Genomic DNA, 24764 nt, shown 5'->3' on the forward strand with positions numbered 1-24764 from the left:
TGTCTGCGTTACTACAGGCTAACTTAAACACTTTACTTCTAATTAGGCTAAACCAAGCGCTGTATGAGCGGGCGACTTGTTTAAGCTCTTGGCAACAAAGCCTTGCCATTGATTCGGCAGCTTTTCTAGAACATCTTGTGCGGCTTGTTCGCTTTCGAACGCAGCAAAACAACATGCCCCAGTGCCAGTCATTCTCGACGGGGCGTATTTTAGCAACCAGTCCAGTGTTTTTTCAACCTCGCTGTAGAGCTTTTTAACGAGTGGCTCACAGTCATTGCGATGTGGCGCGTCTTGCCAATGCTCTGGAAGCTTCGCGCTATCGCGCGTCAGGTCTGGATGTGTGAACACGGCAGCAGTACTAATGTGCACTTGTGGATGGACCACTAAGTACCAGCATTGTGGAACGTTTACGGCCTGTAATTGCTCGCCAATACCTCGGGCTAGGGCACTTTGACCATAAATAAACACGGGAACGTCTGCCCCAAGTTGGATACCGAGCTCGGCCAACTCCTCAAAAGAGAGGTGTTCGCCCCACATTTTGTTAAGAGCCAATAAGGTTGTTGCGGCGTCTGAGGAGCCCCCACCCACACCGCCCCCCATGGGTAACTGTTTGTCGATATTAATGTCGACGCCACTAGTGGGTAAACCATGAGTAAGATAGTGTTGCTGTAATGACACCGCAGCGCGGTATATAAGATTGTCCTCATTGGCTACACCCGGCATGGGAGCTACAACAATTTGCTCATCCGTTCGAGGGGTGAAGTGTAAGGTGTCACCAAAGTCTAAAAAGGTAAACAGGGTTTCGAGCTCATGATAGCCGTCTGCTCGGCGACCAGTAATGTGCAGAAAAAGATTTAATTTAGCCGGGGCTATGATGCTCAAAGAGTCAGCGTTCATTTAATTTGCCATTGATTAATCATGAGTTTCACTTTGAGTGAATCGTGTTCCAAGGTAATGCGTGTAGGTAACCAAATACCATATTCAGCGCGATATTCATCATAACGGATACGCCATTGGCGATTGTCCGGGCTGACCCAGGTGTTTGAAACGACGCGATTGAGTTTGTCCACCTGCGAACCAGCTTCGCGTTTTCCGAGCAACCAGGCTTGGGGTTGCGACAAGGGCAACAGCCAGCCTGTAAGTTGATAAACTAAGTGTTGTGCATCATCGCCTTGATAATGTTCGCCATAAACCTCGAGTTCTACACCCGCTCCAGTGTTGTTTAAGCGCAGCACATTCGTGCCGATAAAAGTGTTTAAGTCCAGAGAATAGTCACTACCTTGCTGGTCCCACACAAAGTTTGCCGATTGGCGCTTTTGTGTAGAAATAAACGCCATTTTTCCCTCGGCGTTGAATTTTTCAACCGCTTGGAGTTGGCCTCGCCAATTGTCATTGGGTGGAGTGGATTTTTGGATTTGTTGAGCACAGCCGGTGATAAACAAAAAAAACACCAGCAAAATCAATCGAAAGTTAATCAAATGTCTTTCCTGTCTTTTCTTATTCGCTTGATTTTCGTAAAATTATTCGCTTGTAGCAGGTTTAGACCATTATTAATTGCAAGCGATTTGCATTTAGCGTCGAATTATTCGCACGCAGTCATCGGAAAATTCCATTTGGCAGCGAATTGTGATGTGTGCGCTAATGCACACAATAGTAAGTATTTAATAAATTGGGTTGTTAAGCAATAGTTGTCACCATGACCATAGTCGCACTGGGTATTAATCACAAAACGGCCTCCGTTGATTTACGAGAGAAAGTCGCTTTTTCGGCGGAGCAGTTAGAATCGTGCACTGCAGCAACTCACCATGCAGGACGAGTTTGCTGAGTCCGTGATTGTTTCAACCTGCAACCGCACAGAAATTTACTGTTCACTCGAAAGTGGTACGCCTGAACAAGTGCTGCAATGGCTTGCTGAATTTCACTGTTTAGATATTGATGAACTTAGCAGTAATGTGTACAGCTATGCTCACAATGAGGCAATTCATCATTTGATGAAAGTGGCGTGTGGCCTAGATTCATTAGTGTTGGGTGAGCCACAAATATTGGGACAAATCAAACAGGCTTACGCCAGCGCGAAGAAAAATGGCGGTGTTGGGGTGTTGTTTGAACGCTTGTTTCAACGCACTTTTTCAGTGGCAAAACAAGTCAGAACGGAAACCAATATTGGCGCAAGTGCTGTCTCTGTTGCTTATGCCGCAGTGAATTTAGCAAGGCACATTTACGGTCAGTTAAATAACACCAGTGTGCTGTTAATTGGTGCAGGTGAAACCATTGAACTGGTTGCGCGTCATATTCATCAGCACTCGCCAAAGACCATGACCGTGGCTAACCGTACACTCGATAGAGCACGCAATCTGGCAGATGAGTTTGCTGCTGGTGTGATTTCACTTGCGCAACTGCCAGAACAGTTAGCTAAGGCCGATATCGTTATCAGTTCTACCGCTAGTACATTGCCCATTATTGGTAAAGGTGTGGTGGAACAAGCACTGCGAACGCGTAAAAACAAGCCTATGCTGTTTATTGACATCGCGGTACCAAGGGATATTGAAAGCCAAGTTGCTGAACTCGACAACGCGTATCTTTATTCAGTGGACGATTTGCAAGCTATCGTTAATGAAAACATGGCGACGCGTGAGCTGGCAGCAGAAGAAGCTCAAGGCATAATTAGCCAAAAAGTAGATGAATTTTCAAACTGGCTCAAGTCACTTGATTCAGTCGATATTATACGCGACTACCGAAATGACGTAGCGCAAACCAAAGAACAACTTCTTGAAAGAGCATTGAGCCAGTTAGCAAGTGGCAAGGAACCAGAAAAAGTGATGGTTGAACTTGCCAATAAGTTAACAAACCGTTTGATGCATGCACCGACCAAGGCAATCAAAGATGCCGCTGAAAAAGGTGAAATTGGCCAACTTGCGCAAATGAAGAAGATGTTAGGAATTAATCAGGAATAACAAATAGATGAAAGAGTCTGTATACCGTAAGTTAGAGTCCTTAGTAGAGCGTTATGAAGAAGTTCAGGCGCTGCTTAGCTCCCCAGAAGTGATTGGTAATCAGGACCGATTCCGCGCGCTGTCAAAAGAGTATTCGGAACTTGAGCAAGTAGCAAAGACATTCACTGCGTTTCAACAAGCGCAAGAGGATGTCGCAACTGCTGAAGAGATGTTAAAAGACTCAAATCCAGACATGCGCGAGATGGCGCAAGAAGAGTATAAAGAGGCCAAAGCACAAATCGAAACGCTTGAAGACGACTTACAGGTACTCATGCTCCCTAAAGATCCAAAAGACAATAACAACGTCTTTTTGGAAGTGCGTGCAGGTACAGGTGGTGATGAAGCGGCTATTTTCGCAGGTGATTTATTCCGTATGTATAGCCGTTATGCAGAAACGCAAAAGTGGCAAGTTGAAGTCGTCAGCGCCAACGAAGGTGAACACGGTGGCTACAAAGAAGTGATTGCCAATATCAAAGGTGACGGTGTTTACGGTAAACTTAAATTCGAGTCAGGCGCGCACCGAGTTCAGCGTGTACCAGAGACTGAATCGCAAGGTCGCGTGCACACATCTGCATGTACCGTGGCGGTCATGCCGGAGATTCCTGAAGCAGAAGCGATTGAGATTAACCCAGCAGATATTAAAGTCGATACGTTCCGTGCATCGGGTGCCGGTGGTCAGCACGTTAACAAAACTGACTCTGCGATTCGTATTACGCACTTGCCGACAGGTGTGGTGGTTGAGTGTCAGGATGAGCGTTCACAGCATAAAAACCGTGCGAAAGCGATGTCAGTACTTGCCGCTCGTCTAGAGCAAGCTGAGGCTGAAAAGCGTCAAGCTGCAGAAGCAACACAGCGTCGTAACCTTGTTGGTAGCGGTGACCGTTCTGAGCGTATCCGTACTTACAACTACCCGCAAGGTCGTATCACTGACCACCGTATCAACTTAACCCTATATCGCCTAAACGAAATCGTGGCGGGTGAGTTAGGCGCGGTGATTGACCCATTATTGCTTGAGCACCAAGCGGACCTACTTGCGGCTATGGGAGACGAGTAACTTGTCGGCAATGCCATCCATTGATGCCGCATTGAGAGCAGCAACAATACAGCTTGAGGCTTACAGTGAATCACCTAAACTGGATGCTGAAGTATTGTTGTTGCATGTTCTTCATAAACCCCGCAGTTACCTTTTTGCTTGGGGAGACGCGTTCCTTAATGAAGCGCAATATGAACAATTCCAGCAATTAATAACGAAACGCCTTGAGGGGCATCCAGTTGCCCACCTCACTGGGGTACGCGAGTTTTGGTCGTTACCACTTTTCGTCAACAACAGCACATTGATCCCTCGTCCTGATACTGAAACACTCGTGGAGCAAGCCTTGGCACTGCCATTGTCTGCAAATGCGCGCGTGTTGGACTTGGGAACTGGAACGGGCGCCATTGCCCTTGCTTTAGCATCCGAGCACCCACTATGGAACGTGCATGCAGTTGATGCCAGCGCTGACGCTGTCGAGCTTGCTCGGAAAAATCAACAGAATCTGTCGCTTAGTAATGTAGAAATCATTCAAAGCGACTGGTTTAATGCCCTTAATGATGTTAAATATGAGTTAATAGTCAGTAATCCTCCGTATATTGATGAGCATGATCCTCATCTGCAACAAGGTGACGTTCGTTTCGAACCGTTGAGTGCTCTCGTTGCTGGTGATAATGGACTGGCTGACATCGAACACATTATTTGCAATGCCAAAGCGTATCTCGTTGAAGGTGGTGTGCTTATGTTCGAGCATGGCTTTGAACAGGGTGAGGCAGTACGTAACCTGTTTATCAAGCATGGGTATAGAAATCCACGCACCGAGCGAGATTTAGGCCAAAATGACCGAATTACTTTGGCCGAACTAGCATCTTAAGCCTATGCTTAGTGAGTGACTTTGGTTGTTGATTTTTAAAAGGAACTAACATGTCCGAAGACTTTTTATTCAGTAATGAAGAGGCTGAAGAAGTCGAGCGAGAGCCTTCTGGCAGCTGGAAAATTCTCATCGTTGATGATGAACCAGAAGTACATGCTGTGACTAAGTTGGCGTTAAGTGACTTTGAGTTCCAAGACAAAAAGCTCGAGTTTATAAGTGCTTATTCTGGCGAGGAAGCCAAACGTCTTATCGAACTCCACAGTGACGCTGCAATAGTTTTGCTTGACGTGGTGATGGAAACCGATGATGCCGGTTTACGTGTAGCTGAATTCATACGCACCCAAGCGAATAACCAACACGTGCGCATCATTCTGCGAACAGGGCAACCGGGCCAAGCACCTGAGCGCCAAGTTATCATCAACTATGATATCAACGACTATAAGTCTAAAACTGAGCTTACTGCGCAAAAGCTGTTCACCGTCGTGATGGCAAGTTTGCGTTCATATCGCGACATTCTTGCGATTGAACAATCAAGGCAGGGCCTAGAAAAAATCATTACCGCGTCTCGCGACCTCTTCTCTGTTCACTCGTTGGAAAATTTTATACAAGGCGTGATGCAGCAACTGACCTCCTTGCTCGGCTCTGTTGAAGAGGCTATGTATGCCACGACCTTAGTCGCCAGCACACCGCAGAACAATGGTAAACAAGCGCATGAGTTAGTCGTGTTTGCAGGTCGAGGCGAATTTGAACAATGCGAAGGCAAACCGCTTAAAGAAGTGCTCAATGACGAACAATATGCAGCATGCTCCCAAGCGCTATCAGAGCAAGGTATTGTCTATAAAGACAATTATCTTTTTGCTCATTGCCTTAGTAAATATAATAACAACGCCATGTTATACATGTCGGGTGTGCCCAAAGAACTCACCGCGACTCAGCGCAATTTAATCGAAATCTTCACTCAGAACGTGCAAATTGCGTTTGAAAATGTGCAGTTGCAGTCTGAAATAGAAAATACTCAGCAAGAGCTGGTGTGGCGTCTCAGTGAAGCACTTGAACAACGCAGTAATGAAACAGGTAATCACGTTCGTCGAGTGTCGCATATTTGCTATGAACTTGCTCAAGGCTACGGCTTGAGTGAACAAGAAATGGATTTGGTGCGCGATGCGTCACCATTACATGATGTTGGCAAAGTGGGCATTCCGGATGCGATCCTACACAAACCTGGGAAGCTAGATGATGACGAGTGGGTGGTGATGAGAAGTCATGCTCAGCGTGGTTATAATATTTTGGCTAACTCTAAACGACCGCTTGTTGAAGCGGGGGCAATAATCGCGAAGGAACACCACGAATGGTGGGATGGCAGTGGTTATCCAGACGGTAAAAAGGGCGAACAAATTCACATTTATGGCCGTATTGTTGCTCTGGCCGATGTGTACGACGCTCTGAGACATAAGCGTTGTTACAAAGAAGAGTGGGGTGTCGATGAGGTCGTCGCTGAAATCAAACGCCTCAGTGGCGTGCAGTTTGACCCTAAACTCGTAGAAGTTTTTGTAAGTAAATTAGACGTGCTTGAACAAATACTGGCACGTTTACCTGATTAAGGAAAAATATGGATTACATGGCATTGAAGCACACTCATATGATGTTCGTTGTATTGAGTGTAGTGCTGTTTTACACCCGTGCATTTTCGCGTTTAAGCTCTGGCAAATTGGCGGCCAACAAAGGCGTATTTATTACCAGCCACATAGTTGATACCTTACTTTTACTCAGTGCTATTGGTCTATTAATCGTAGCTAGCATGAATCCTTTGACCATTCCTTGGCTGTGGCAAAAAATCATTTTAGTCATTGCTTATATTGTTATCGGTTTTAAATTGTTAAAAGCGCAGAGCAAACAGCAAAAATTAATTTGGTTGGGTGTGAACACGTTAGTTTTATTAGGGATTGGCTATTTAGCGGGAACTAAATCTGCATTTTTCTGAGTGTCATCCCTCGCACAAAAAGCGCGGCATTGTGGCTGCGCTTTTTTGTTTGCTAACTCGCCTTCGTAGGAAGTGAAATACGCGGGTAGCCAGTGCTTAAAATCAGCAGCAATTTTCCCTTTATAGCATCCATATTGGTAACTTTGTGCGATCCTAGGTAAACTAGGCGCCAATTTACAGTGCGTGAGAAAGACCGATCTATGTCTGATGTTTGGTTAGATGACCAATTTGATTTAGAGCACAGCTACAGCGTGAGTGCGATTAAACAATGCATTGAGGCACAATCTCAATGGCAAGCGCAAGCTAAGGTGCAGGACGCGTATGACCAATTAGCGCAATTGACCCAAGAGGCGGCATCAATAAGCCAGCGTTTTGACGACCCGCATCAAGCGCTTAATGCAGTAGTGGATTGTTTTTATACCCATTGGGGCTTTAGTGGTACACACCAAGACGTCCCTGAATTTCGTTTGAACAGTGTGTATTTCACCTTGTTATACCGCACTGGTAATTCACTTGCGCTTGGTATCGTGTTACATGGAATTTTGAGTGATATCGGTTTCGACGCTGAATTAGTGCTTGTCGACCAAGCGGTGATGGTGCAAGTTAACTTCAGTGAACAAGAGCAGTACCTTATCGAGCCTGCATCGGGGCAACAGCAGTGGCATCTCCAACCGGAAAATGAAGAAGCTGAGCAAGGCCCAGAATTACTAGTCGATGAGGAAATTTACAAGCTGTATCTTGCGCACCAGAAATGGGCGTTTATTGCCGCCGAACGTTTTGGTAGTGCGTTAGCATGTGCAGATTTGTTGCTGGATTTAGTTGGTGACGATCCTTATGAACGTCGCGACAGAGGCTATTTGCTCAATCAAATAAATCGTCCCGAATTGGCAAAAGAAGATTTGCGCTTTTTTGTCGATGAATGTCCGGATAATCCCGGCATAGAAATAGTGCGTCATCAGATAGACGAACTCGAAAATAACAACAATACGCTTCATTAAGTTAGGAAGGAATTTTTATGACTCAACCTCATGAGGGTTTGATCACTAACCCTGCGGTGACCATGGGCTTGCTTGCCATCATCCTTGGGCTTATTTTTAAAACAGCACACAGCCAAAATCACTTCTGGCGCAAGTTCTATAAGTATGTACCTGCGCTACTTCTGTGCTATTTCATCCCGTCTTTATTGAACACCTTTGGTATCGTTGATGGTAAAAGTGCAGATGCCGTATACCACGTGGCTTCGCGTTATTTATTGCCAGCATGTTTAATTTTGCTAACAATCAGCATTGATTTAAAAGCCATTTTAAATCTCGGCCCAAAAGCATTGATTATGTTCTTAACTGGTACTGTGGGTATCGTTATCGGTGGTCCGTTAGCTATTCTCGTTACTAGTGCAATAAACCCAGAAATTGTGGGTGGTCATGGCCCTGACGCTGTATGGCGTGGTATGACGACTATTGCAGGTAGTTGGATTGGTGGCGGCGCTAACCAGGCATCAATGAAAGAAATGTTTGAAGTTGGCGGCGATATCTTCTCTGCGATGGTAACCGTTGATGTAATCGTTGCGAACTTGTGGATGGCCGTATTATTACTCATGGCGGGTAACCATAAAGCGATAGATGCGAAAACAGGCGCAGATACCTCTGCCATCGAAGATTTGAAAAAACGCGTAGAAGCCTACCATGCAGAACATGCACGTATGCCAACGTTGAACGACTACATGACTATTATTGCTATCGCCTTTGGTATTACTGGTCTCGCGCATTTCTGTGGTGATGTACTCGCTCCATACTTTGATCAATTTGCTTGGGCACAAGAATACAGCTTGAACAGTAAGTTCTTCTGGCTAATCGTGATTTCAACCACGATTGGTATTAGCCTATCGTTTACTCGCGTTCGCCATATTGAGGCATTTGGTGCGTCAAAAGTAGCGTCAAGTTTCTTGTATATATTGGTCGCCTCTATCGGCTTGCACATGAACATCACCGCAATTCTAGATACGCCTTGGTATTTCTTTATTGGTGTAGTTTGGATGCTTACTCATGCAGCCTTGATGTTGATTGTGGCTAAATTTATCAAAGCACCCTTGTTTTATATGGCTGTTGGCTCACAAGCCAACGTGGGTGGTGCAGCGTCGGCACCTGTGGTCGCTTCAGCGTTCCACCCATCACTGGCACCTGTGGGTGTGCTATTAGCTGTACTGGGCTATGGTGTAGGTACGTACATGGCCTATATTTGCGGGCTGATCATGCAATCAGTTGCTTCTTAAGGATATTAAAATGACGATTAAACAAATCAATATCGGTGCCATTGAACTGGCCAATGATAAACCGTTCGTACTGTTTGGTGGCATGAACGTGCTGGAGTCTCGCGATCTGGCGATGCGCATTGCTGAGCATTATGTAGAAGTGACCACCAAGCTTAATATTCCTTATGTGTTTAAAGCATCTTTTGATAAAGCGAATCGTTCATCTATTAATTCTTACCGTGGCCCTGGCATGGAAGAGGGCTTAAAGATTTTTGAAGAAATCAAAAAAACCTTTAACGTACCTTTGATCACAGATGTACACGAACCGTATCAAGCTGCACCCGTAGCAGAAGTTGTTGACGTTATTCAGCTACCCGCATTTTTAGCACGCCAAACAGACTTAGTGATGGCAATGGCAAAGACTGGCAACGTGATTAACGTCAAGAAACCTCAGTTTTTAGCGCCGCATGAAATGCGTCATATCATCACAAAGTTTGCAGAGGCGGGTAACGAGAAAGTGGCTCTGTGCGAGCGCGGCACCAGCTTTGGTTACAACAATCTTGTTGTGGATATGCTTGGCATGGATGACATGAAAACAATGGCTCCGGTTATTTTCGATGCAACGCATGCGTTACAGCGTCCAGGTGGTCGCAGTGACAGTGCTGATGGTCGTCGTGCACAAGCTGCAGAATTAGCACGCAGTGGCATGGCATTGGGTATAGCCGGCTTGTTTATTGAAGCGCACCCAAATCCGAATGAAGCAAAGTGTGATGGTCCTTGTGCACTGCCTTTGGCGAAGTTGGAAGGCTATTTATCGCAGATGAAAGCGATTGATGAATTGGTGAAGAGCTTTGCGCCTCTAGACACCAGCGCAAGCGATTTGTAATTCATAAAATTACTTTCGGTCTACTTCTAAACCAGCGCTTGGCGCTGGTTTTTTATTGAGTAATTGCTCGTCATAAAGCTGAAAGTAATTTGAAAAGTAGTGCCCTAGCCAGCTATTTTGATGTTTTCGATACTTTTCGCTCGGCAGGATGTCATTGACGAGAATAGTATTTATTTCATTTAAAAAGGATTGTGCAAATTGCCCTGGAGCTTGTTCTGAACAGCCAATTGCGCCAAGGACAAATTCATTTTCGGTGCCTAAAATACGGGTGCTAGCAAGTACATCTTTACCTTTTAGCTTATTGTAATAGTCAGCAATAAAAGGGTAGTCGATGCCATAGTCTATGCGGTTGTTAATCAACATATCCCCAAGTACAGCGGCTTGGTCAGTTGAGCGGTAATTAAAAGACACGGTGTCGTTGTCTTTGATGTTATCCAATAACCCTTGAACCCAATGTGTATATTTCCTTCCTTTAGCTTGCCCGTATCGAAAGTCTTTGTCTGCAAACAACGATTGCAAGGCGATAGGATCCTGGTGCTTTTGTGTCAGACTAGACTTCTTTTCTTCAGTGCTGATGACAGATAACTGAGGGTACACGTTGGTACTGACCGAAAATCTTACGACAGGTGTATTGGTACGTTTTATCAAGCACGGTGCGCAAACATTTTGACCTTGTTCGAAAAAGGCACGCAAACGTAGTTGTGGCAATGTGATGACCTTGTGATTGTAATTTGGTGTTCGCGCCACTAACTCATCAATGAGCAAATCACAAATACCACTTTGGCCTTCATCTTGGGCTATTGAGAAAGGGGGAGCGTCTATTTTTAGCCAAGTAATATCCTGACTAAGTGCAGCCAAGGGAAAGAGGGATAATAAAGGGACTAACACACACTTCATTTAGTCAGCCTATTTGCTAAGAATAAAAGGTCTAGCATTAATTGTGTTTACCAAAGAGGGTGTATACACAAATCACTTCCAGCTTATAGCGCGCAGCGGCTTTAAGCAAGTCGAGAGTGACTTACCACTGTTACTAACACCGGTATAAATTGCATCTGCATGTCGTCAATTTGGAGCGTAAACTGGCTTATAAATCTCCTTTGTATATAATCAGTTCAAATAAAAAAATCTAATGTGTAGAACATGGCTCGGCGACTCCCTCCTCTCAATTCTCTTAAGGCATTCGAAGCAGCTGCAAGGCACTTAAGCTTCACTAAAGCGGCTGAAGAGCTTTATGTCACTCAGGCGGCGGTGAGCCATCAAATTAAAACTTTAGAAGAACACCTTGGATTAAAGTTATTTTTACGAAAGAACCGCTCTTTACTGTTGACCGAAGAAGGTCAGGGTTACTTTTTAGACATTAAAGAGATTTTCGCCCAGCTGGTGGATGCAACGGATAAGCTTCTGGCGCGGGGGGCAAAAGGCTCTTTAACGGTCAGCTTGACGCCCAGTTTTGCTATTCAGTGGTTGGTACCTCGATTGAGCTTGTTTCATGAAAAACACCCTGACATTGACGTAAGAATTAAAGCCCAAGATCAAGACGAGAACTCTCTGCAAGACGATGTAGATGTGGCGATTTATTATGGGCGGGGCCATTGGAGTGGTGTGGAAACTCACAAGTTGCACACCGAATATTTAGTGCCCTTATGTAGCCCGATGCTACTTACTGGTCCTAAGCCGCTAAATGAGCCGCAAGATTTACAAAATCACATCCTACTGCACGATACCACGCGACGCCCTTGGAAAGTGTGGATGAAAACGGCAGGTGTGAGAAATGTGCAGGTGAACCAAGGCCCCATCTTCTCACATTCTTCAATGGCAATGCAGGCCGCGGCCCACGGTCAGGGTGTCGCGCTGGGTAACTTAGTGCTCGCCAAACCTGAGATTGACGCGGGGCGCTTGATTGTGCCTTTCAATCATTCTTTAGAAAGCAAAAATGCCTATTACTTGGTGTTCAGAGAATCACAATCTGAGCTGGGCAAAATTGTGTCCTTTAAAGAGTGGATGCTTGGGCTCGTTGAAAAAGAACAGGAACAATTTTAAATGCAGTGGATACACGCAGAAAAACCCGTCGCACAGTTTATTTTTGCCCATGGCGCGGGTGCTGGATTAGACAGTGATTTCATGCAGGAAATCGCGCGACTTATTGCGCAACAAGGCATCACCGTCGGGCTATTTGATTTTCCTTATATGCAAAGAGCAAAAGAAGAAAATAAGCGTCGCCCACCGGATCGCGCGGATAAACTTCTGGCGAGCTTTAATGATGCCTTGTCATCTGCACAGCAAGATTTACCACTGTTTATCGGTGGTAAGTCGATGGGCGGGCGCATGGCCAGTATGCTGGTTGCGGGCGGCGATATTGAGCTGACTGCAAGTGTTAAGGGGATTATCGCGTTTGGCTATCCATTTCACCCACCGGGTAAAAAAGACAAACTCCGCGTTGCCCATTTTGGTGATATCACGGTTGGGTTTTGTGTTATTCAAGGTGAGCGCGATACCTTTGGAAAACAAGATGAACTTAGCTCTCTTGCTGATACATCTCCGGCAATTATTCATTGGCTTGCGGATGGTGACCATTCATTAGTGCCGCGTAAAAAGAGCGGTTTTACCCAAGAGCAGAATTGGCAACAGGCGGCAGATATCGCCGCGGCATTCATTAAGGAGCAGCTGTGAGTCAGATATTTTTAATGGTAGGCGCGATTTTCGCCAGTCTCGGTGTTATACTCGGCGCCTTTGCCGCTCATGGCTTAAAAAGCCGTCTCAGTGAATATGCCCTTGGGGTCTTTCAAACCGCGGTAGAATACCAAATGTATCATGCACTTGGCCTCATATTAATTGGCGTTCTTGGAAAAATGGGGATGCAATTAAACATCAGTGGCTACTTTATGATCGCGGGTGTTCTATTATTCAGTGGTAGTTTGTATGCCTTAGCGTTAACAGGTATCAAATGGTTTGGGCCCATTACACCAATTGGCGGCGTGTGCTTTATTGTCGCTTGGGCGGCGATGGTTGTTAAACTTTTACAAATGAAATAAGTCATTACCATGTCCTGTATCGTTATTTATTGTCGCGCTGGCTTCGAAAACGACGCCGCTGCAGAAATTACTCATCACGCTGCCAACTTAGGTGTAGGCGGTTATGTGAAGACCAAGCCAAATTCTGCGCTGGTGGCTTATCACTGCTACAGCCACGATGAAGCTGAATATCTTTTGAAGAAAATCCCATTCAAGGACATGGTGTTTGCGCGTCAATGGTTCGTGGGCAAGCAAATTTCAAAAATGCCAATTGATGACCGCGTAGGCAGTATCTGTGAAGCTGCAAAAGAGTTCCCTTTGTGTGGTGAACTGCGTGTTGAAACGCCTGATACTAATGAAGGCAAAGAGCTGTCTAAATTCTGTAAGAAGGTCAGCAACCCGTTAGCGAAAGCACTTGAGAGCCAAGAAACGCTGTTACGTCAGCAAGTGAAAAACCGTCCAACCTTGCATGTACTATTCATTGCAAACGACACAGCATATGTAGGTTATTCATTTAGTTTCAACAACTCGCCGTTGTTTATGGGTATTCCGCGTTTACGTTTTCCTAAAGACGCGCCGAGCCGTTCAACGCTCAAGCTTGATGAAGCGTTTATGACCTTTGTGCCTGAAAGTGAGCGTGAAGATCGCGTGGCATCGGGTATGAAAGCGGTGGACTTAGGAGCATGTCCTGGTGGTTGGACTTACCAACTTGTTCGCCGTGGTATGTTTGTACAAGCGATTGATAATGGTCCGATGGACGATGCCTTGATGGAAAGTGGACAGGTGAAGCACTATCGCGAAGATGGCTTTAAGTTCCGCCCTGAGCGTCGTAACATCAGCTGGCTGGTGTGTGACATGGTTGAAAAGCCGAGTCGTGTAACCGAGTTAATGATTGATTGGGCGGTAAATGGCTTTGCCAAAGAGCTGATATTCAACCTTAAACTACCGATGAAAAAACGTTTTGACTGTGTGTATGAAAACATGCAGCGTATTCGTGATGAATTACATGAGTATGGCGTAAAGTTTAACCTCCAAGCCAAGCATCTGTATCACGATCGCGAAGAGGTCACTGTGCACCTAGAAGTGCTGCGCGTGCCACAGAACGTCTACAGTTAATAAATAAATTCAAAGAAAGCCAGCGTTAATGCTGGCTTTTTTTATGCCAAAACACCAGCTTGCTAACGAGCCAGCTGGCCACACAAATACCAAGGATATCGGCGCTTAAATCAATCAAATCAAAGGTGCGAGTGGCCACGAAGGCTTGGCTAATCTCTTCACCCAACGCAAATGCAAATACTGCTAAGGCTCCCCAATAGAGCTTAATTTTTTTGGCTATTAATAGGTACTTCGCTTTGAGTGCGATACTGGCAAGCACTGTTAAGGTGCCAAACAACACGAAATGGCCAATTTTATCGCCGTAAGGAAGCACCTTAACCAAATCGAAAAACACACTGGATTGGCTGGTATTGGCGAGGTAGATAATCCACAGCAGGAAGCCAAAAAAGCTCACTGCTGCGATAGCCACTAGCGGAAAAAACGTCCCTTTCATCATCGTCCTTTTGATTACCTAGCGGTAACTTGTGCGGTAGTTTTCAACCCATAGTTTGGTTGCGCCACATACGGCAACAGGCATCACTATCATGTTGAGGATTGGGATCATGGCGCACAGCATCACACCTGCACCGAAGCCGTAAGATAAGCCTTGATGTGCCTTTAAATCGCGCTTCATATCACGAAAACTCACTTTGTGGTTATCAAACGCATAATCTTTGTATTGAATTGCGAACATCCAACAGGTGAACAACGCCCATAAAATTTGCCCGATCACCGGTAGAATCCACAGCAGAATAAAAAAGCCGATTGCGCGTGGGAGGTAATAACAGAGTTTGGTCCATTCTCGACCAAGCATACGTGGTACATCACGCATAGTGTCCATCAAGCCGTCGTCATTGATGCGTTGGCCAGTTAAGTGCAACTCCACTTTCTCACTGAGAATGCCGTTGAATGGGGCTGCTATAAAATTGGTGATGACCGTGAAAATCATGGAATAGCTAAATAACACCACCATGAGTGCCAGTGGCCACAATAACCATTCAAGCCAGCTTAGCCACTCGGGTAATTGCGCATTAATCCAGGCAAACGCGTCGGTTAGCCAACCATAAATGAAAAACAGTGAAGTGCCGAAAATGACAAAGTTAATCAATAGCGGGATCAAAACAAAACGTTTTAAACCTTTTTCAGTGATCATCGAGAAGCCACTAAAAAAGTATTCGAATCCACGACCTAACTGCATGGTTTACCTCTAAGTTTGGTACTTTACTGTCGTTAGTATATCGAAGGTGCGGGTTTATTAAAGAGTTAAGTAGTAAACAAATATTGCAGAAAAAGCCCCGCGGTGCGGGGCTGTCTTCGAATCACTTGTCTTCTAGTAATTCATCACTTTGCTGTTCACGCTCACGATAGGCCCCAGCTTGCTCTGACTCGAGAGCTGGAGTGTGTGTTTGTGAACGCGACACCTGATTCATTTTCAAAATGTTTTCGGCATTTTGTAAATCCGAGGTATTACTGAATCCAGCAATGTTTTCACGCGCTTTTAAGAAGCTGTGAATCTCATCAACAATGGTGTTGAGCTCTTGCTCGTTCTTCTTCATGGTCATGACGTAACGAGGCATCTCGACGTTGTCTGCACCGCTGGTAGCGAAGGTGCTTGAGTTGATACGCGAGCTAATGATCCATGGTGTAATGGATGATTTGATCACCACGTTTTCACTGCGTGTTGAATCGTGAATCGACATACCTGTAGACACTTTAGACTCAGTAAAAGTCCCCTCGGTTTTAAGGTACAGCAATAGCGAGCTAAACTGCATTTCGGCCCAAAACACGTGGCTGAAGTTTTCCAACATCCGGCCAATCGTGCTGAATATCTGCCACATGAAGAAGGTACTTAGTAGCGCCACAACAAATGTCGATAATTCACCTAACCAGTTTTGTAAAGGCTCCATGACACCACGATTTGCTGCGCGAGTTAAGTCATTAAGTTGTCCGCCTTGTTCAGCCAAAAAGTGGTATAGCGCCACGATGTCACCAGCAAATGAATACAGCAGAGCGGCGCCAATCAATAAACAAATTTGCGCTGCAAAGGTGCTCACTAAGCGGGTAATTTTAAAGCCTTTGTTATCGTTGCGAGGGTTGTATTCTGGCTGCGTTTCAATCAATAGCTCTCCACGAAAATCGCCTTTACCATTGCTTTGTTCATTAAGTACTGGATCAAAGTCAATGTACGTACGGTTTGGGATCTCTTTGTAGCGGCGGTTAGCAAGGACTATGCTCTCAATATTGATAAAAATCTCGTTAGGATGCACTTCTTCTTGCAAGTTAGCACGATACTCACTGACCTCCGTGGCGACTTCATTTTGCTTTGAACGCGCGTTAATCAAATAGAAAACGGCCACACAACACAGCGCGCCCAAAACCAATAATGTGATTAGGCTAGGCCATGCAGAAAACACGTTCACTTGATTGGTCAATTCAGCCCATTTTGCCAACTCGCTTTGATTCGGAGCGAACACATGGTGGTAAACTAAGCCTATAGTGACAGGGAAGATGATCGAAAAGGCGATGATTTTTGCCAAAGATGCGGCACCCACGTCCTTGAGTTTTTTCACACTTTTGAGGCTGACTGCATTGGCAGCGCTTCGCCAACACATCAGTAGGTAGACCAAAATCAGCGCCGAGAATACCGGCACAATGATGTGGCCTGCTTGGCCCGCTAAACCTGAAGAGGATACGAAGTAAGTCAAACCAAAAGCCACGAATGCCAATAGTGTTTGCAGAATAACGGAAATCACTTCCTGAGCCACGTTACGCATTGGGTAGGGCAAGAAAATAAGCTTTGGTAACACTGAGTGGGCAAAACGACCGACCCAACCTTTGGGCTCGGTGAAAGTGGCATTCTTACGGCCCATCAACATAGATTCAAGGGTTTTCGAACTGTACGCCAATGACCCTTTTTTTTGTTCAAGCGCTGAATTCTCGAGTTCACTCTTGGTTAAATTAGGAGCCAAAGAACTTGGCACCGAGCGGCCAACAAAAAACTTAAATAATTGGAACAGCCCGCTGCCACAGCGCTTGAGACCTATGATCATAAGAATCAGGCCCACGCCAGCGTAAACCCATGCAGAGACCATGTCGGTTTGCGTTAACGATGTAACCTTAAAAAGGCTAAAAAGACCCAATAGCGCAATAATCGCGCCGCCCGCGGTACGCATCGTACCTTCAATTTTAAATGGATTAGAAATGCCTAGCCCTTTTGAGCCAAAATCATAAGCCATGTTGAGATTTCCTCGGTGTTTAAAATTCGTTATTGAGCTTGGTTTGCTCTTTCTATTCGTTCCGAAACAGATGGGTGAGAAGACATGTATTGAAGCAGTGTATTACCCAGTTCGCTATCCATTTTGTGCTCTTGTGCAAGTGCTTGCATGGCCTCGGCGAAAGCGGTGGGCGAATAGCCTAACTGCGATAATTGTTCGAGCGCGTAACTATCTGCTTCACGTTCCATGTCCCTAGAAAATTGCTGTTGTAACAACGTCGAACCGGTACCCAGCACGATTTCGGCAAAACCCTCTAGATCACCGAACAGCAATGCTAAAGCAACCGACGCACCCGCCGACTGCGCAGCCAGAGTAATACCGTGTTGGTACTCTACGTGGCCAATCTCGTGTAGTAAAATTGCCAGCAACGCTGTGTCGTTATCTTTTAGCAGCCTAGCCAATTCGTCCGTTAACACTACTTGTCCGTCAGGCAAAGCGAACGCGTTTGCACCAATTTCAGGCGCTTGATAGTGATGCAAAATAAGGTTAGGTGGTGGATTCTCAATGCGCTTAATGTGGCTTTGCCACAGTGATTGAATATGTTGCTGTTGGTGACTATCTAACTGTGTGGGCTCAAGATACACGAGCTCAATAGCTTTGAGTGTTTGCTCTGACGTTGTTTGTTTTACAGAATCAGGTAGTGCTTTGGCTGCTACCGCAGCACCGTTAGGTATGATTTTAAAAAACAGTAGCCAAACAAACACGGCACTTACTATTACACAGCTCAGCAACGCTAATTTATGGCGCTCGATTTTCTCCACCCACGCATCCCAACTTGATTGTGAAGGCCAGCGATGAGAACAACTATGTGGCACAAAGCGACTACCGTCTTCGAAGCTTATTTCTACAGGCAGTCCGCTAATTTGCTGCCCTTGTTGATACTCAGAATACTGCGCGAGCACTGTGCCATATTCATACAAGGTAACGCCGAGTTCGCTTAAGCGAAGCTCGACGTCTTTACTCTGGCTTTGATTCTTGGGGTAGTAGATACCACTGACATGCATGTGATTAACCCAGTGATAAGTCGATATCAAACATGTCAGCCGCTTCTTCTGCGAATGAAGACTGTTGTTCACCCAGTTGGTCGTGTAGTCGCTGCGGATCACATAACACCGTGATTTCAGTCGCGTTTGCCAACATGCGGGTTTTGCGCACTTTAGTCCATGGATAAGCCAAGCCTAGTGTAAACACGATGGCCAATGAGTTTGTGAAAATGAGCAGGGTGTAATCGATCATTTTTAGATCAGATTTGAAATTCGCAATGCCGTCAATTTCACTGCTATTTAAAATATGGTTACGAATGTGGGTTTGATAAATACCGGTACCTACAGCCAACGCCACCATATACACCACGGATATCATCACTAACACCACAATGCCCGCCGCGGTTGTCGCAGCTTCATTAGATTGGTCAACCTGAGCAAGCGCCTCAAGGCCCACACCAAATATGCCAGCAATCGCGAGCAAGATAACACCAACAATTGCCGCCGCCACATAGGCCATAAGCGCGGCTAAATAATATTCTCCGCCACGGGTTTCAACGGTAATAGGGGTGCCAGCAAACTCAATGTTACTGTGTAAGTACTGATCTATTCGTTTAAACACATAAGGAAGCAGCAAATACAGCGTGAACACACTTAAAAAAGGTAACAACAAGAACACTACGAAGGCTTCGCCATAACTGCCTCGGAAGTTAAAGCGAATGTTGCGATAGCGGCTCATGCGCATGTTGAAGCGCATACCTGTGTTGACAATCCACGGCATCAAAAACATGAGAACGAACACAGCGATTAGGCCAAGAACGGGCACAAAATTGACAAAGAACATATACAAAGCGAAACAAATAAACGCGAGTATACGACCTTTGAGAATTTGTATCGGTGTGGCGAGGTAATCAAAGCGATGACCATCAAATTGAGTGTGGCCATAAAAATAGCGATAGGTGCGTACTTTGGCCCATGCTGAATAGATACCGAAAGTGAGTAGGGTCAGCACGATATTCACAATCCAAATCGAGAAAAACTCGCTGGCATTACCGCTAAATTCTACGCGGCGAGAATAGGGCTGAAACGGGGTATTTTGCTGCTGGGTTGGGTCATTCGAATGTAAGTCCATTTAAAGCATTCCAATTATTTTTATTTTGCTTTCATTAATTTAACGTTAAGGAAGGCGTAATGCAACTAAACAGGACGTTGTACGCATGTTCGCTCCAAATCCACGCGCTTTTTGTGAAAAGTCCATCGTACCTGTGAAACATGTATTTTATGTTGTTTGCGTATACAATAGCGCGAACTCCATCTTCTCAGCTAGGTCAACGCTTCATGCTATCGAAAAATCAGCAAAAGTATTTGCGTCAATTGGGTCAAAAAAAATACCGTAAACAAACTCAAGAGTTTTTGGTACAAGGAACGAAGAACGTAGTGGAGTTACTGCAAAGCCAGCACCCTATTGCCCAACTATTTGCGAGTGAAGCGTTTATTGATGAGCATCGTGCGTTAATTTCATCACGTTTGGATGTTCGTAGCATCCATGAAGCTGATGAGACTGAGCTGTCAAAAGTGAGTACCTTAGTGACCAATAATGACGCTATTGCCGTGGCGCCCATGGCGCACACCGAGCTGCAGAATACACCTTGGCAAATTGCATTGGATGGCGTTGGTGATCCAGGAAACTTAGGTACGATTATCCGTTTGGCGGATTGGTATGGTTTTTCGCAAGTGCTTTTATCGGCAAATTGTGCCGACCCATATAACCCAAAAGTGATCAGTGCCACTATGGGATCATTTACCCGAGTATCGTGCCAAGAAGTGGATCTCCCTGCCTATTTGTCACACGCTAATAAGCCCATTTATGGCGCTTTTCTAGGTGGCGAGAACCTACATACCACACTCTTTTCAGAACAAGGTATTTTGGTAATGGGGAGTGAATCGCATGGTATTAGTGACGAGGTTGCTGAGCATATTAGCCAACGTATTACCATCATGGGGTACGGTGGTGCAGAGTCTCTCAATGTTGCTATTGCCAGTGGCATAATTTTAGATAATATAAAACGTTGTCGCGGTTAATTCTTTCTTACTAACTCTGGGCCGCTCAAAAGAATAATCATAATAATGAGGCGTGGATGCGCTTAAGCAGCATAAAACTGGCAGGGTTTAAATCATTCGTTGATGCCACAAAAATACCTTTCCCCGATGCAATGACTTGTGTCGTTGGGCCTAATGGATGTGGTAAATCGAACGTGATCGATGCTGTGCGTTGGGTGCTTGGAGAAAGCTCGGCCAAGAACCTCCGTGGCGATGCCATGACCGACGTTATTTTTAACGGCGCAGCCACGCGTAAGCCCGTTTCCCAAGCCTCAGTTGAACTTGTGTTTGACAACACCCAAGGGCGATTGCCTGGCACTTTAGCGTCACGCAACCAAGTCGCGATAAAGCGTGTGGTGACCCGTGACGGACAATCCCTTTATTATCTTAACGGCAGTAAATGCAGAAAACGTGATATCACGGATATCTTCCTCGGTACAGGGTTGGGACCGCGCAGCTACGCGATTATCGAGCAGGGAATGATCTCTCGTCTTATTGAGAGTAAGCCGCACGAACTTCGTGTGTTTATCGAAGAAGCCGCGGGCGTATCAAAATACAAAGAACGTCGCAGGGAGACGCAAACACGTATTAAAAGTACCAAGGAAAACTTGGAACGTTTACTGGATGTACGCGCTGAATTGCAAAGCCAACTCGACAAGCTAGAGCGCCAAGCGCAACAAGCTACCGACTATCGTGCGCTTAAAGCACAACAGCGCACGCTCAAAAGTGAATTAGCGGTCCTCAAATGGCAAAAATTGCACCAACAACAATTGCAGCAATCTGAGCAATTAGCCAAACTAAAAGACGAACTCAACTTTTTTAAAGATGCTCATCGCGGTGAACAAGATGTACTCGGTGCTTTTCAACAACGCCTGGATGACACTAATGCCGCACTGCAATTAACACAACAACACATTTTCCAAACCGATAACCAACTGGCGCGTCTAGAACAACAGCAAATTCACGCCAAACAACGAGCGCATCAGTTACAAACACTGATTGCCCAAAACCAACAACAAATAGAGCAATTGAGTGACGCGCAACTGCAGCAAGCTGAGCATGTACAAAGCCAAGAAATAAAGTGCGAAGAGCAGCAAATTGTCTGTGAGCAGCTAAATGACTCATTGATAGAAGCCCAGGCTGTGCGCGAAGAAGCCAGTGAGCAATTTGAATTACTGCAAGCGCAGCAACATGATAGCCGCGAGCGCCTATTTCAATCGCAACAGCAACTTCAGCAAAGTCGCCATGAGCACCAAGCCATCGCATCTAAATTACAAAGTGCACAGCAACTGCTCAGTGATAATTCTGCGGCTTTATCGCGTCACCACAGTGCAACCATTAAACAACAGTTGCAAGAAAGTGAAGTGCAAAGTAAGGAACTCACCGCCCGACTTGCTAAAGCGCAAAGCGAACAGCTGCAACACGAGCAAGCGTTGCAGGCAAACACCGAAGACCTCGCCCACGCTAACGACAATTACCAACGTACGGTGCAAAAGCGCCAAGAGCTAAAGGCAAAACACGATGCCATTCAATCGGTATTGTACAGTGATAGTGACGACCAAACTGACGACATCTTGTTTCAACTGGACGTACAAAAAGGCTTTGAACAGGTTGTTGAAGTTGCTTTAATGCAGCTCAAACACTTAAAAGTAAATGCCCAGCAGCAGGGAAGTTGGCTGAGTGCACCAAGCAGTGATGCGCCCAATCACAGTGTGGCGCAGTTGATAAGTGCAGGCTTATACCCAGACTTGTTACATCGTATCGCTTATCATGAACAAGGTGACACCGCTTTGCTAAGCGACCCGCTTTGGCTCTGTGTGATTGATAAAGCAGGCACGCTGCACGGGCGTCACTGGCGTTTGCAGGCCAGTGACGAGCAAGTTGGGGTGCTGGCACAACGTCAACAACTGCAAGAGTTGGAAGCTAGTTTACAGGCACTTGAACAACAGTTCCCTGGGTTTGAGCGCGAGCTCAGTGAACTTGAGGGTGAACGCACCGACATAAAAGCGGCGTTAGAAACAGCGAAGCACACTGTGCATGAACATTCCAAAGCGTATGCCAGCATGCAAACTCGCCAAGAGCTGTTTAAAGAGCAGGCGCAGCAGTGGCAACACGAACTCACACGGCTAGAGCAGCGTGAACTAACGTTGCAAGTGCAAGTTGAAGATGCCGAGATGGCATTGGAGCAACAGCAAGCTTGTATTGAACAAGCACAAGAGCAACTGGAAACGATTGAACACAGCAGTGCACAACAAAGAAGTGCTTTTGAACAAGCGCAGCAAGCACTTAAGCAGGCTCAGCTACGTGCCCAAGAGCAGCAGTTACAGCTAAACGATGCGAAAATCATCACAGAACGCCTGCAAAGTGAGTTGAGCCTGAGCCTTAACAAACAAGCTAATCTTGGCCGAGAATTACAGCAGCTACAACAAACTCTTGATGACGCCATTGTCGAGCAGCAAGAGGCCGCAGAACCCATCGCTGTGCAAGGCGAACAGATAGAACATTTACTTGAACAAAAAGAGCAGTTGAGTGCGCAGCAAAGTGAATTGCAGCAGCAGCTCGAGCTAGCACAAGAACAGTACCAGCAAAATAAAGAGAAACTGGCACAGGGCGAGGAGCAACGCGAACGGTTACAAGAGCAAATCCAACAAGCATTGCTCGAAGAACAAACACTGACGCTCAAAGCACAGCAAGCGCTAGCGCCGTTGGAAGAGCTTAATGTGACCCTAAAATCTGTATTAGATACGATAACGCAAGAAGCGTCTATTGGCCGCTGGCAGGCACAACTTACCGTCATTGATAAACAGTTAAATGACTTAGGTGCGGTAAACTTAGCGGCGATTGACGAGTTCACCAGTGCCAAAGAGCGTAAACAGTATTTGGATGACCAATTAGATGATTTAACAGCGGCTCTGGATACCTTAGAAACAGCTATCGCCAAAATTGACAGACAAACCAAGGCGCAATTCAAAGAGACCTTTGAACAAATTAACGAAGATCTCAAAGAGTTGTTTCCAAAAGTGTTTGGTGGTGGCTCTGCCTATTTAGAATTGACCAGTGATGACTTGCTGGAAAGTGGTGTTGCCATCATGGCGAGGCCACCAGGTAAGAAAAATTCCACAATCCATTTGTTAAGTGGTGGAGAAAAAGCGCTGACCGCATTATCATTGGTGTTTTCGATATTCAGGCTCAATCCAGCCCCGTTTTGTATGCTTGACGAGGTTGATGCCCCGTTAGATGATGCCAACGTCGGACGCTTTTGTCGTTTGGTGGAAGAAATGTCGCAAACGGTGCAGTTTGTCTATATCAGCCATAATAAAATAGCCATGGAAATGGCGGGCCGTTTGACCGGCGTGACGATGGCTGAACCCGGTGTGTCACGCATGGTGGCTGTGGATATTGAGCAAGCGATGGAAATGGCTCAGGCCAGTTAATTGAACAAACTAAGAATAAAGGTGAGGGGATGGCCGAAGATCTCAGATGGGTGTTAATTCTAATCAGTGCACTAGTGATTGGTGGTTTATTGATACATGGCCTATGGTCAGTACGTAAGCGAGCCAATGGTGTAAACAACAAGCCCGCGACAAAGCCAGTTGCACAATCGACTGAACCAACGGCGAGTGTGCAAAATGAATCCACGGTTGCAGCGCAAACAAAGCCGGAACCTGTGCATGAAGAGCCTAGCTTTAGTGCCCTAGATGACGATGAGCCGAGTATGGGCAGTTTCGACATCGATGAAGATACCAGCACTCACGTTGACAACGCCGATACACAAGCCCCTGAACAAGATGATCAAGTACAACCTGAAGATTTTGTGATCATTCACGTTCACATGCCTGAAGGTCTGCAAATGCAGGGCGCGAAGTTACTACCATTGGTGCTGACGTTAGGCTTTAAATACGATGAAGATGGTTTCTTCCATCGCCATGAGCAAACAAGTGGTCAAGGCCCTGTATTATTCCGCATGGTCAACATGTATAACCCAGGCACGTTTGACATCGATAACATGGAACAATTCGCTACGGCAGGTGTGAGCTTGTTTATGACGTTGCCCAATGAAGGTGAAGCCATGGCTACCTTTAACATGCTGCACAGTGCCGCGAAGAAGTTAGCCGATGAATTTGGTGCCGAATTGTTGGACCACAAACGTGAGCCTTTGAGTGTGAACACCGTGCGCGAGTACGTAGAAAAAGTTCGCGAGTACGCTTAATTCAGTAATGTTATCTCGGCATTGCTGAGTGCTAAATAACAGTTTTTAATGAAGCCACCAATCGGTGGCTTCTTTATC

Annotated in this window: 22 protein-coding genes and 1 pseudogene; 15 read left to right on the forward strand and 8 right to left on the reverse strand. The window is 45.7% G+C overall.

The features are described 5' to 3' along the window. Positions 1 to 42: 42 nt before the first annotated feature. Together ispE and lolB are read right to left on the reverse strand one after the other, a co-directional pair. Positions 43 to 897, reverse strand: coding sequence for a 4-(cytidine 5'-diphospho)-2-C-methyl-D-erythritol kinase (gene ispE, locus ACH19P_RS06895; protein ID WP_462157789.1), 855 nt, complete (start codon positions 895 to 897; stop codon positions 43 to 45). Next, the gene (lolB, locus tag ACH19P_RS06900; protein WP_462157790.1) at positions 894 to 1478 is read right to left on the reverse strand and encodes a lipoprotein insertase outer membrane protein LolB; all 585 of its coding nucleotides are present in this window, start codon (positions 1476 to 1478) and stop codon (positions 894 to 896) included. The genes ispE and lolB overlap by 4 nt, the downstream gene beginning before the upstream one ends. A 218-nt stretch (positions 1479 to 1696) precedes the next feature. Here lolB and hemA point away from each other — a divergent pair. From hemA to kdsA, 8 genes and pseudogenes are all read left to right on the forward strand, one after another. Beyond that, positions 1697 to 2954, forward strand: a pseudogene (gene hemA / locus ACH19P_RS06905) (glutamyl-tRNA reductase). 7 nt (positions 2955 to 2961) lie between these two features. Beyond that, on the forward strand, positions 2962 to 4047 hold the full coding sequence (gene prfA / locus ACH19P_RS06910) for a peptide chain release factor 1 (RefSeq protein WP_462157791.1): 1086 nt from the start codon (positions 2962 to 2964) through the stop codon (positions 4045 to 4047). Between the two features lie 10 nt (positions 4048 to 4057). Further along, the gene (gene prmC / locus ACH19P_RS06915; RefSeq protein ID WP_462159324.1) at positions 4058 to 4897 is read left to right on the forward strand and encodes a peptide chain release factor N(5)-glutamine methyltransferase; all 840 of its coding nucleotides are present in this window, start codon (positions 4058 to 4060) and stop codon (positions 4895 to 4897) included. Between the two features lie 50 nt (positions 4898 to 4947). Continuing rightward, positions 4948 to 6498 (forward strand): DUF3369 domain-containing protein, encoded by a 1551-nt coding sequence (locus ACH19P_RS06920; protein ID WP_462157793.1) that lies wholly within the window; start codon positions 4948 to 4950, stop codon positions 6496 to 6498. Positions 6499 to 6506: 8 nt separating this feature from the next. Then, a complete protein-coding gene (locus ACH19P_RS06925; RefSeq protein WP_462157794.1) occupies positions 6507 to 6878 on the forward strand; it encodes a SirB2 family protein in 372 nt (123 codons plus the stop codon). 200 nt (positions 6879 to 7078) lie between these two features. Beyond that, positions 7079 to 7876 carry a tetratricopeptide repeat protein gene (locus ACH19P_RS06930; protein ID WP_462157796.1) on the forward strand — a complete coding sequence of 266 codons (798 nt, stop codon included), beginning with the start codon at positions 7079 to 7081 and terminating at the stop codon, positions 7874 to 7876. A gap of 17 nt (positions 7877 to 7893) precedes the next feature. Next, positions 7894 to 9147, forward strand: coding sequence for a DUF819 family protein (locus tag ACH19P_RS06935; protein WP_462157797.1), 1254 nt, complete (start codon positions 7894 to 7896; stop codon positions 9145 to 9147). A 10-nt stretch (positions 9148 to 9157) separates the two neighbouring features. Then, complete coding sequence (gene kdsA, locus ACH19P_RS06940) at positions 9158 to 10012, forward strand: 3-deoxy-8-phosphooctulonate synthase (RefSeq protein WP_462157798.1); 855 nt, start codon at positions 9158 to 9160, stop codon at positions 10010 to 10012. Between the two features lie 9 nt (positions 10013 to 10021). Here kdsA and ACH19P_RS06945 read toward each other — a convergent pair whose 3' ends face one another. Continuing rightward, positions 10022 to 10909: a hypothetical protein gene (locus ACH19P_RS06945; RefSeq protein ID WP_462157799.1), complete on the reverse strand. Its 888-nt coding sequence runs from the start codon at positions 10907 to 10909 to the stop codon at positions 10022 to 10024. Between the two features lie 243 nt (positions 10910 to 11152). On the opposite strand from ACH19P_RS06945, the gene ACH19P_RS06950 reads away from it, so the two are divergent. The 4 genes from ACH19P_RS06950 to rlmM are packed head-to-tail and all read left to right on the forward strand — an operon-like array spanning position 11153 to position 14139. Continuing rightward, positions 11153 to 12052: a transcriptional regulator GcvA gene (locus ACH19P_RS06950; RefSeq protein WP_462157801.1), complete on the forward strand. Its 900-nt coding sequence runs from the start codon at positions 11153 to 11155 to the stop codon at positions 12050 to 12052. After that, the gene (locus ACH19P_RS06955) at positions 12053 to 12682 is read left to right on the forward strand and encodes an alpha/beta family hydrolase (RefSeq protein WP_462157802.1); all 630 of its coding nucleotides are present in this window, start codon (positions 12053 to 12055) and stop codon (positions 12680 to 12682) included. After that, positions 12679 to 13044, forward strand: a complete 366-nt coding sequence (locus ACH19P_RS06960; protein WP_462157804.1) for a DUF423 domain-containing protein — start codon at positions 12679 to 12681, stop codon at positions 13042 to 13044. The genes ACH19P_RS06955 and ACH19P_RS06960 overlap by 4 nt, the downstream gene beginning before the upstream one ends. A gap of 9 nt (positions 13045 to 13053) precedes the next feature. Further along, positions 13054 to 14139, forward strand: a complete 1086-nt coding sequence (gene rlmM / locus ACH19P_RS06965) for a 23S rRNA (cytidine(2498)-2'-O)-methyltransferase RlmM (RefSeq protein WP_462157805.1) — start codon at positions 13054 to 13056, stop codon at positions 14137 to 14139. Positions 14140 to 14164: 25 nt separating this feature from the next. Here the strand turns inward: rlmM and ACH19P_RS06970 are convergent, their stop codons facing one another. The 5 genes from ACH19P_RS06970 to ACH19P_RS06990 form a co-directional block, all read right to left on the reverse strand. Then, entirely contained in the window at positions 14165 to 14572 is a 408-nt protein-coding gene (locus tag ACH19P_RS06970) for a VanZ family protein (RefSeq protein WP_462157806.1), read from the reverse strand. An 18-nt stretch (positions 14573 to 14590) separates the two neighbouring features. Further along, entirely contained in the window at positions 14591 to 15316 is a 726-nt protein-coding gene (gene cysZ, locus ACH19P_RS06975) for a sulfate transporter CysZ (protein WP_462157808.1), read from the reverse strand. A 121-nt stretch (positions 15317 to 15437) separates the two neighbouring features. Continuing rightward, on the reverse strand, positions 15438 to 17354 hold the full coding sequence (locus tag ACH19P_RS06980) for a hypothetical protein (RefSeq protein ID WP_462157810.1): 1917 nt from the start codon (positions 17352 to 17354) through the stop codon (positions 15438 to 15440). A 29-nt stretch (positions 17355 to 17383) separates the two neighbouring features. After that, complete coding sequence (locus ACH19P_RS06985) at positions 17384 to 18397, reverse strand: M48 family metallopeptidase (protein ID WP_462157811.1); 1014 nt, start codon at positions 18395 to 18397, stop codon at positions 17384 to 17386. A 4-nt stretch (positions 18398 to 18401) separates the two neighbouring features. Continuing rightward, positions 18402 to 19508, reverse strand: a complete 1107-nt coding sequence (locus ACH19P_RS06990; RefSeq protein WP_462157812.1) for a YjgN family protein — start codon at positions 19506 to 19508, stop codon at positions 18402 to 18404. Between the two features lie 206 nt (positions 19509 to 19714). Between ACH19P_RS06990 and ACH19P_RS06995 the strand changes: the two genes are divergently transcribed. The 3 genes from ACH19P_RS06995 to zipA are packed head-to-tail and all read left to right on the forward strand — an operon-like array spanning position 19715 to position 24686. Further along, on the forward strand, positions 19715 to 20458 hold the full coding sequence (locus tag ACH19P_RS06995; protein ID WP_462157813.1) for a TrmH family RNA methyltransferase: 744 nt from the start codon (positions 19715 to 19717) through the stop codon (positions 20456 to 20458). 56 nt (positions 20459 to 20514) lie between these two features. Then, on the forward strand, positions 20515 to 23910 hold the full coding sequence (locus ACH19P_RS07000; RefSeq protein WP_462157815.1) for a chromosome segregation SMC family protein: 3396 nt from the start codon (positions 20515 to 20517) through the stop codon (positions 23908 to 23910). 29 nt (positions 23911 to 23939) lie between these two features. After that, complete coding sequence (gene zipA, locus ACH19P_RS07005) at positions 23940 to 24686, forward strand: cell division protein ZipA (RefSeq protein WP_462157816.1); 747 nt, start codon at positions 23940 to 23942, stop codon at positions 24684 to 24686. Positions 24687 to 24764: the final 78 nt, after the last annotated feature.

Source organism: Pseudoalteromonas sp. GB56 (assembly GCF_054923835.1).

Coding starts and splice junctions, on each gene's coding strand:
- prmC (WP_462159324.1), top strand. CDS start 4,058: ATGCCATCCATTGATGCCGCATTGAGAGCAGCAACAATACAGCTTGAG.
- ACH19P_RS06935 (WP_462157797.1), top strand. CDS start 7,894: ATGACTCAACCTCATGAGGGTTTGATCACTAACCCTGCGGTGACCATG.
- prfA (WP_462157791.1), top strand. CDS start 2,962: ATGAAAGAGTCTGTATACCGTAAGTTAGAGTCCTTAGTAGAGCGTTAT.
- ACH19P_RS06955 (WP_462157802.1), top strand. CDS start 12,053: ATGCAGTGGATACACGCAGAAAAACCCGTCGCACAGTTTATTTTTGCC.
- ACH19P_RS06950 (WP_462157801.1), top strand. CDS start 11,153: ATGGCTCGGCGACTCCCTCCTCTCAATTCTCTTAAGGCATTCGAAGCA.
- ACH19P_RS07000 (WP_462157815.1), top strand. CDS start 20,515: ATGCGCTTAAGCAGCATAAAACTGGCAGGGTTTAAATCATTCGTTGAT.
- rlmM (WP_462157805.1), top strand. CDS start 13,054: ATGTCCTGTATCGTTATTTATTGTCGCGCTGGCTTCGAAAACGACGCC.
- ACH19P_RS06985 (WP_462157811.1), bottom strand. CDS start 18,397: ATGCATGTCAGTGGTATCTACTACCCCAAGAATCAAAGCCAGAGTAAA.
- ACH19P_RS06990 (WP_462157812.1), bottom strand. CDS start 19,508: ATGGACTTACATTCGAATGACCCAACCCAGCAGCAAAATACCCCGTTT.
- ispE (WP_462157789.1), bottom strand. CDS start 897: ATGAACGCTGACTCTTTGAGCATCATAGCCCCGGCTAAATTAAATCTT.
- ACH19P_RS06980 (WP_462157810.1), bottom strand. CDS start 17,354: ATGGCTTATGATTTTGGCTCAAAAGGGCTAGGCATTTCTAATCCATTT.
- ACH19P_RS06995 (WP_462157813.1), top strand. CDS start 19,715: ATGCTATCGAAAAATCAGCAAAAGTATTTGCGTCAATTGGGTCAAAAA.
- ACH19P_RS06945 (WP_462157799.1), bottom strand. CDS start 10,909: ATGAAGTGTGTGTTAGTCCCTTTATTATCCCTCTTTCCCTTGGCTGCA.
- ACH19P_RS06970 (WP_462157806.1), bottom strand. CDS start 14,572: ATGAAAGGGACGTTTTTTCCGCTAGTGGCTATCGCAGCAGTGAGCTTT.
- kdsA (WP_462157798.1), top strand. CDS start 9,158: ATGACGATTAAACAAATCAATATCGGTGCCATTGAACTGGCCAATGAT.
- cysZ (WP_462157808.1), bottom strand. CDS start 15,316: ATGCAGTTAGGTCGTGGATTCGAATACTTTTTTAGTGGCTTCTCGATG.
- zipA (WP_462157816.1), top strand. CDS start 23,940: ATGGCCGAAGATCTCAGATGGGTGTTAATTCTAATCAGTGCACTAGTG.
- ACH19P_RS06920 (WP_462157793.1), top strand. CDS start 4,948: ATGTCCGAAGACTTTTTATTCAGTAATGAAGAGGCTGAAGAAGTCGAG.
- ACH19P_RS06930 (WP_462157796.1), top strand. CDS start 7,079: ATGTCTGATGTTTGGTTAGATGACCAATTTGATTTAGAGCACAGCTAC.
- ACH19P_RS06925 (WP_462157794.1), top strand. CDS start 6,507: ATGGATTACATGGCATTGAAGCACACTCATATGATGTTCGTTGTATTG.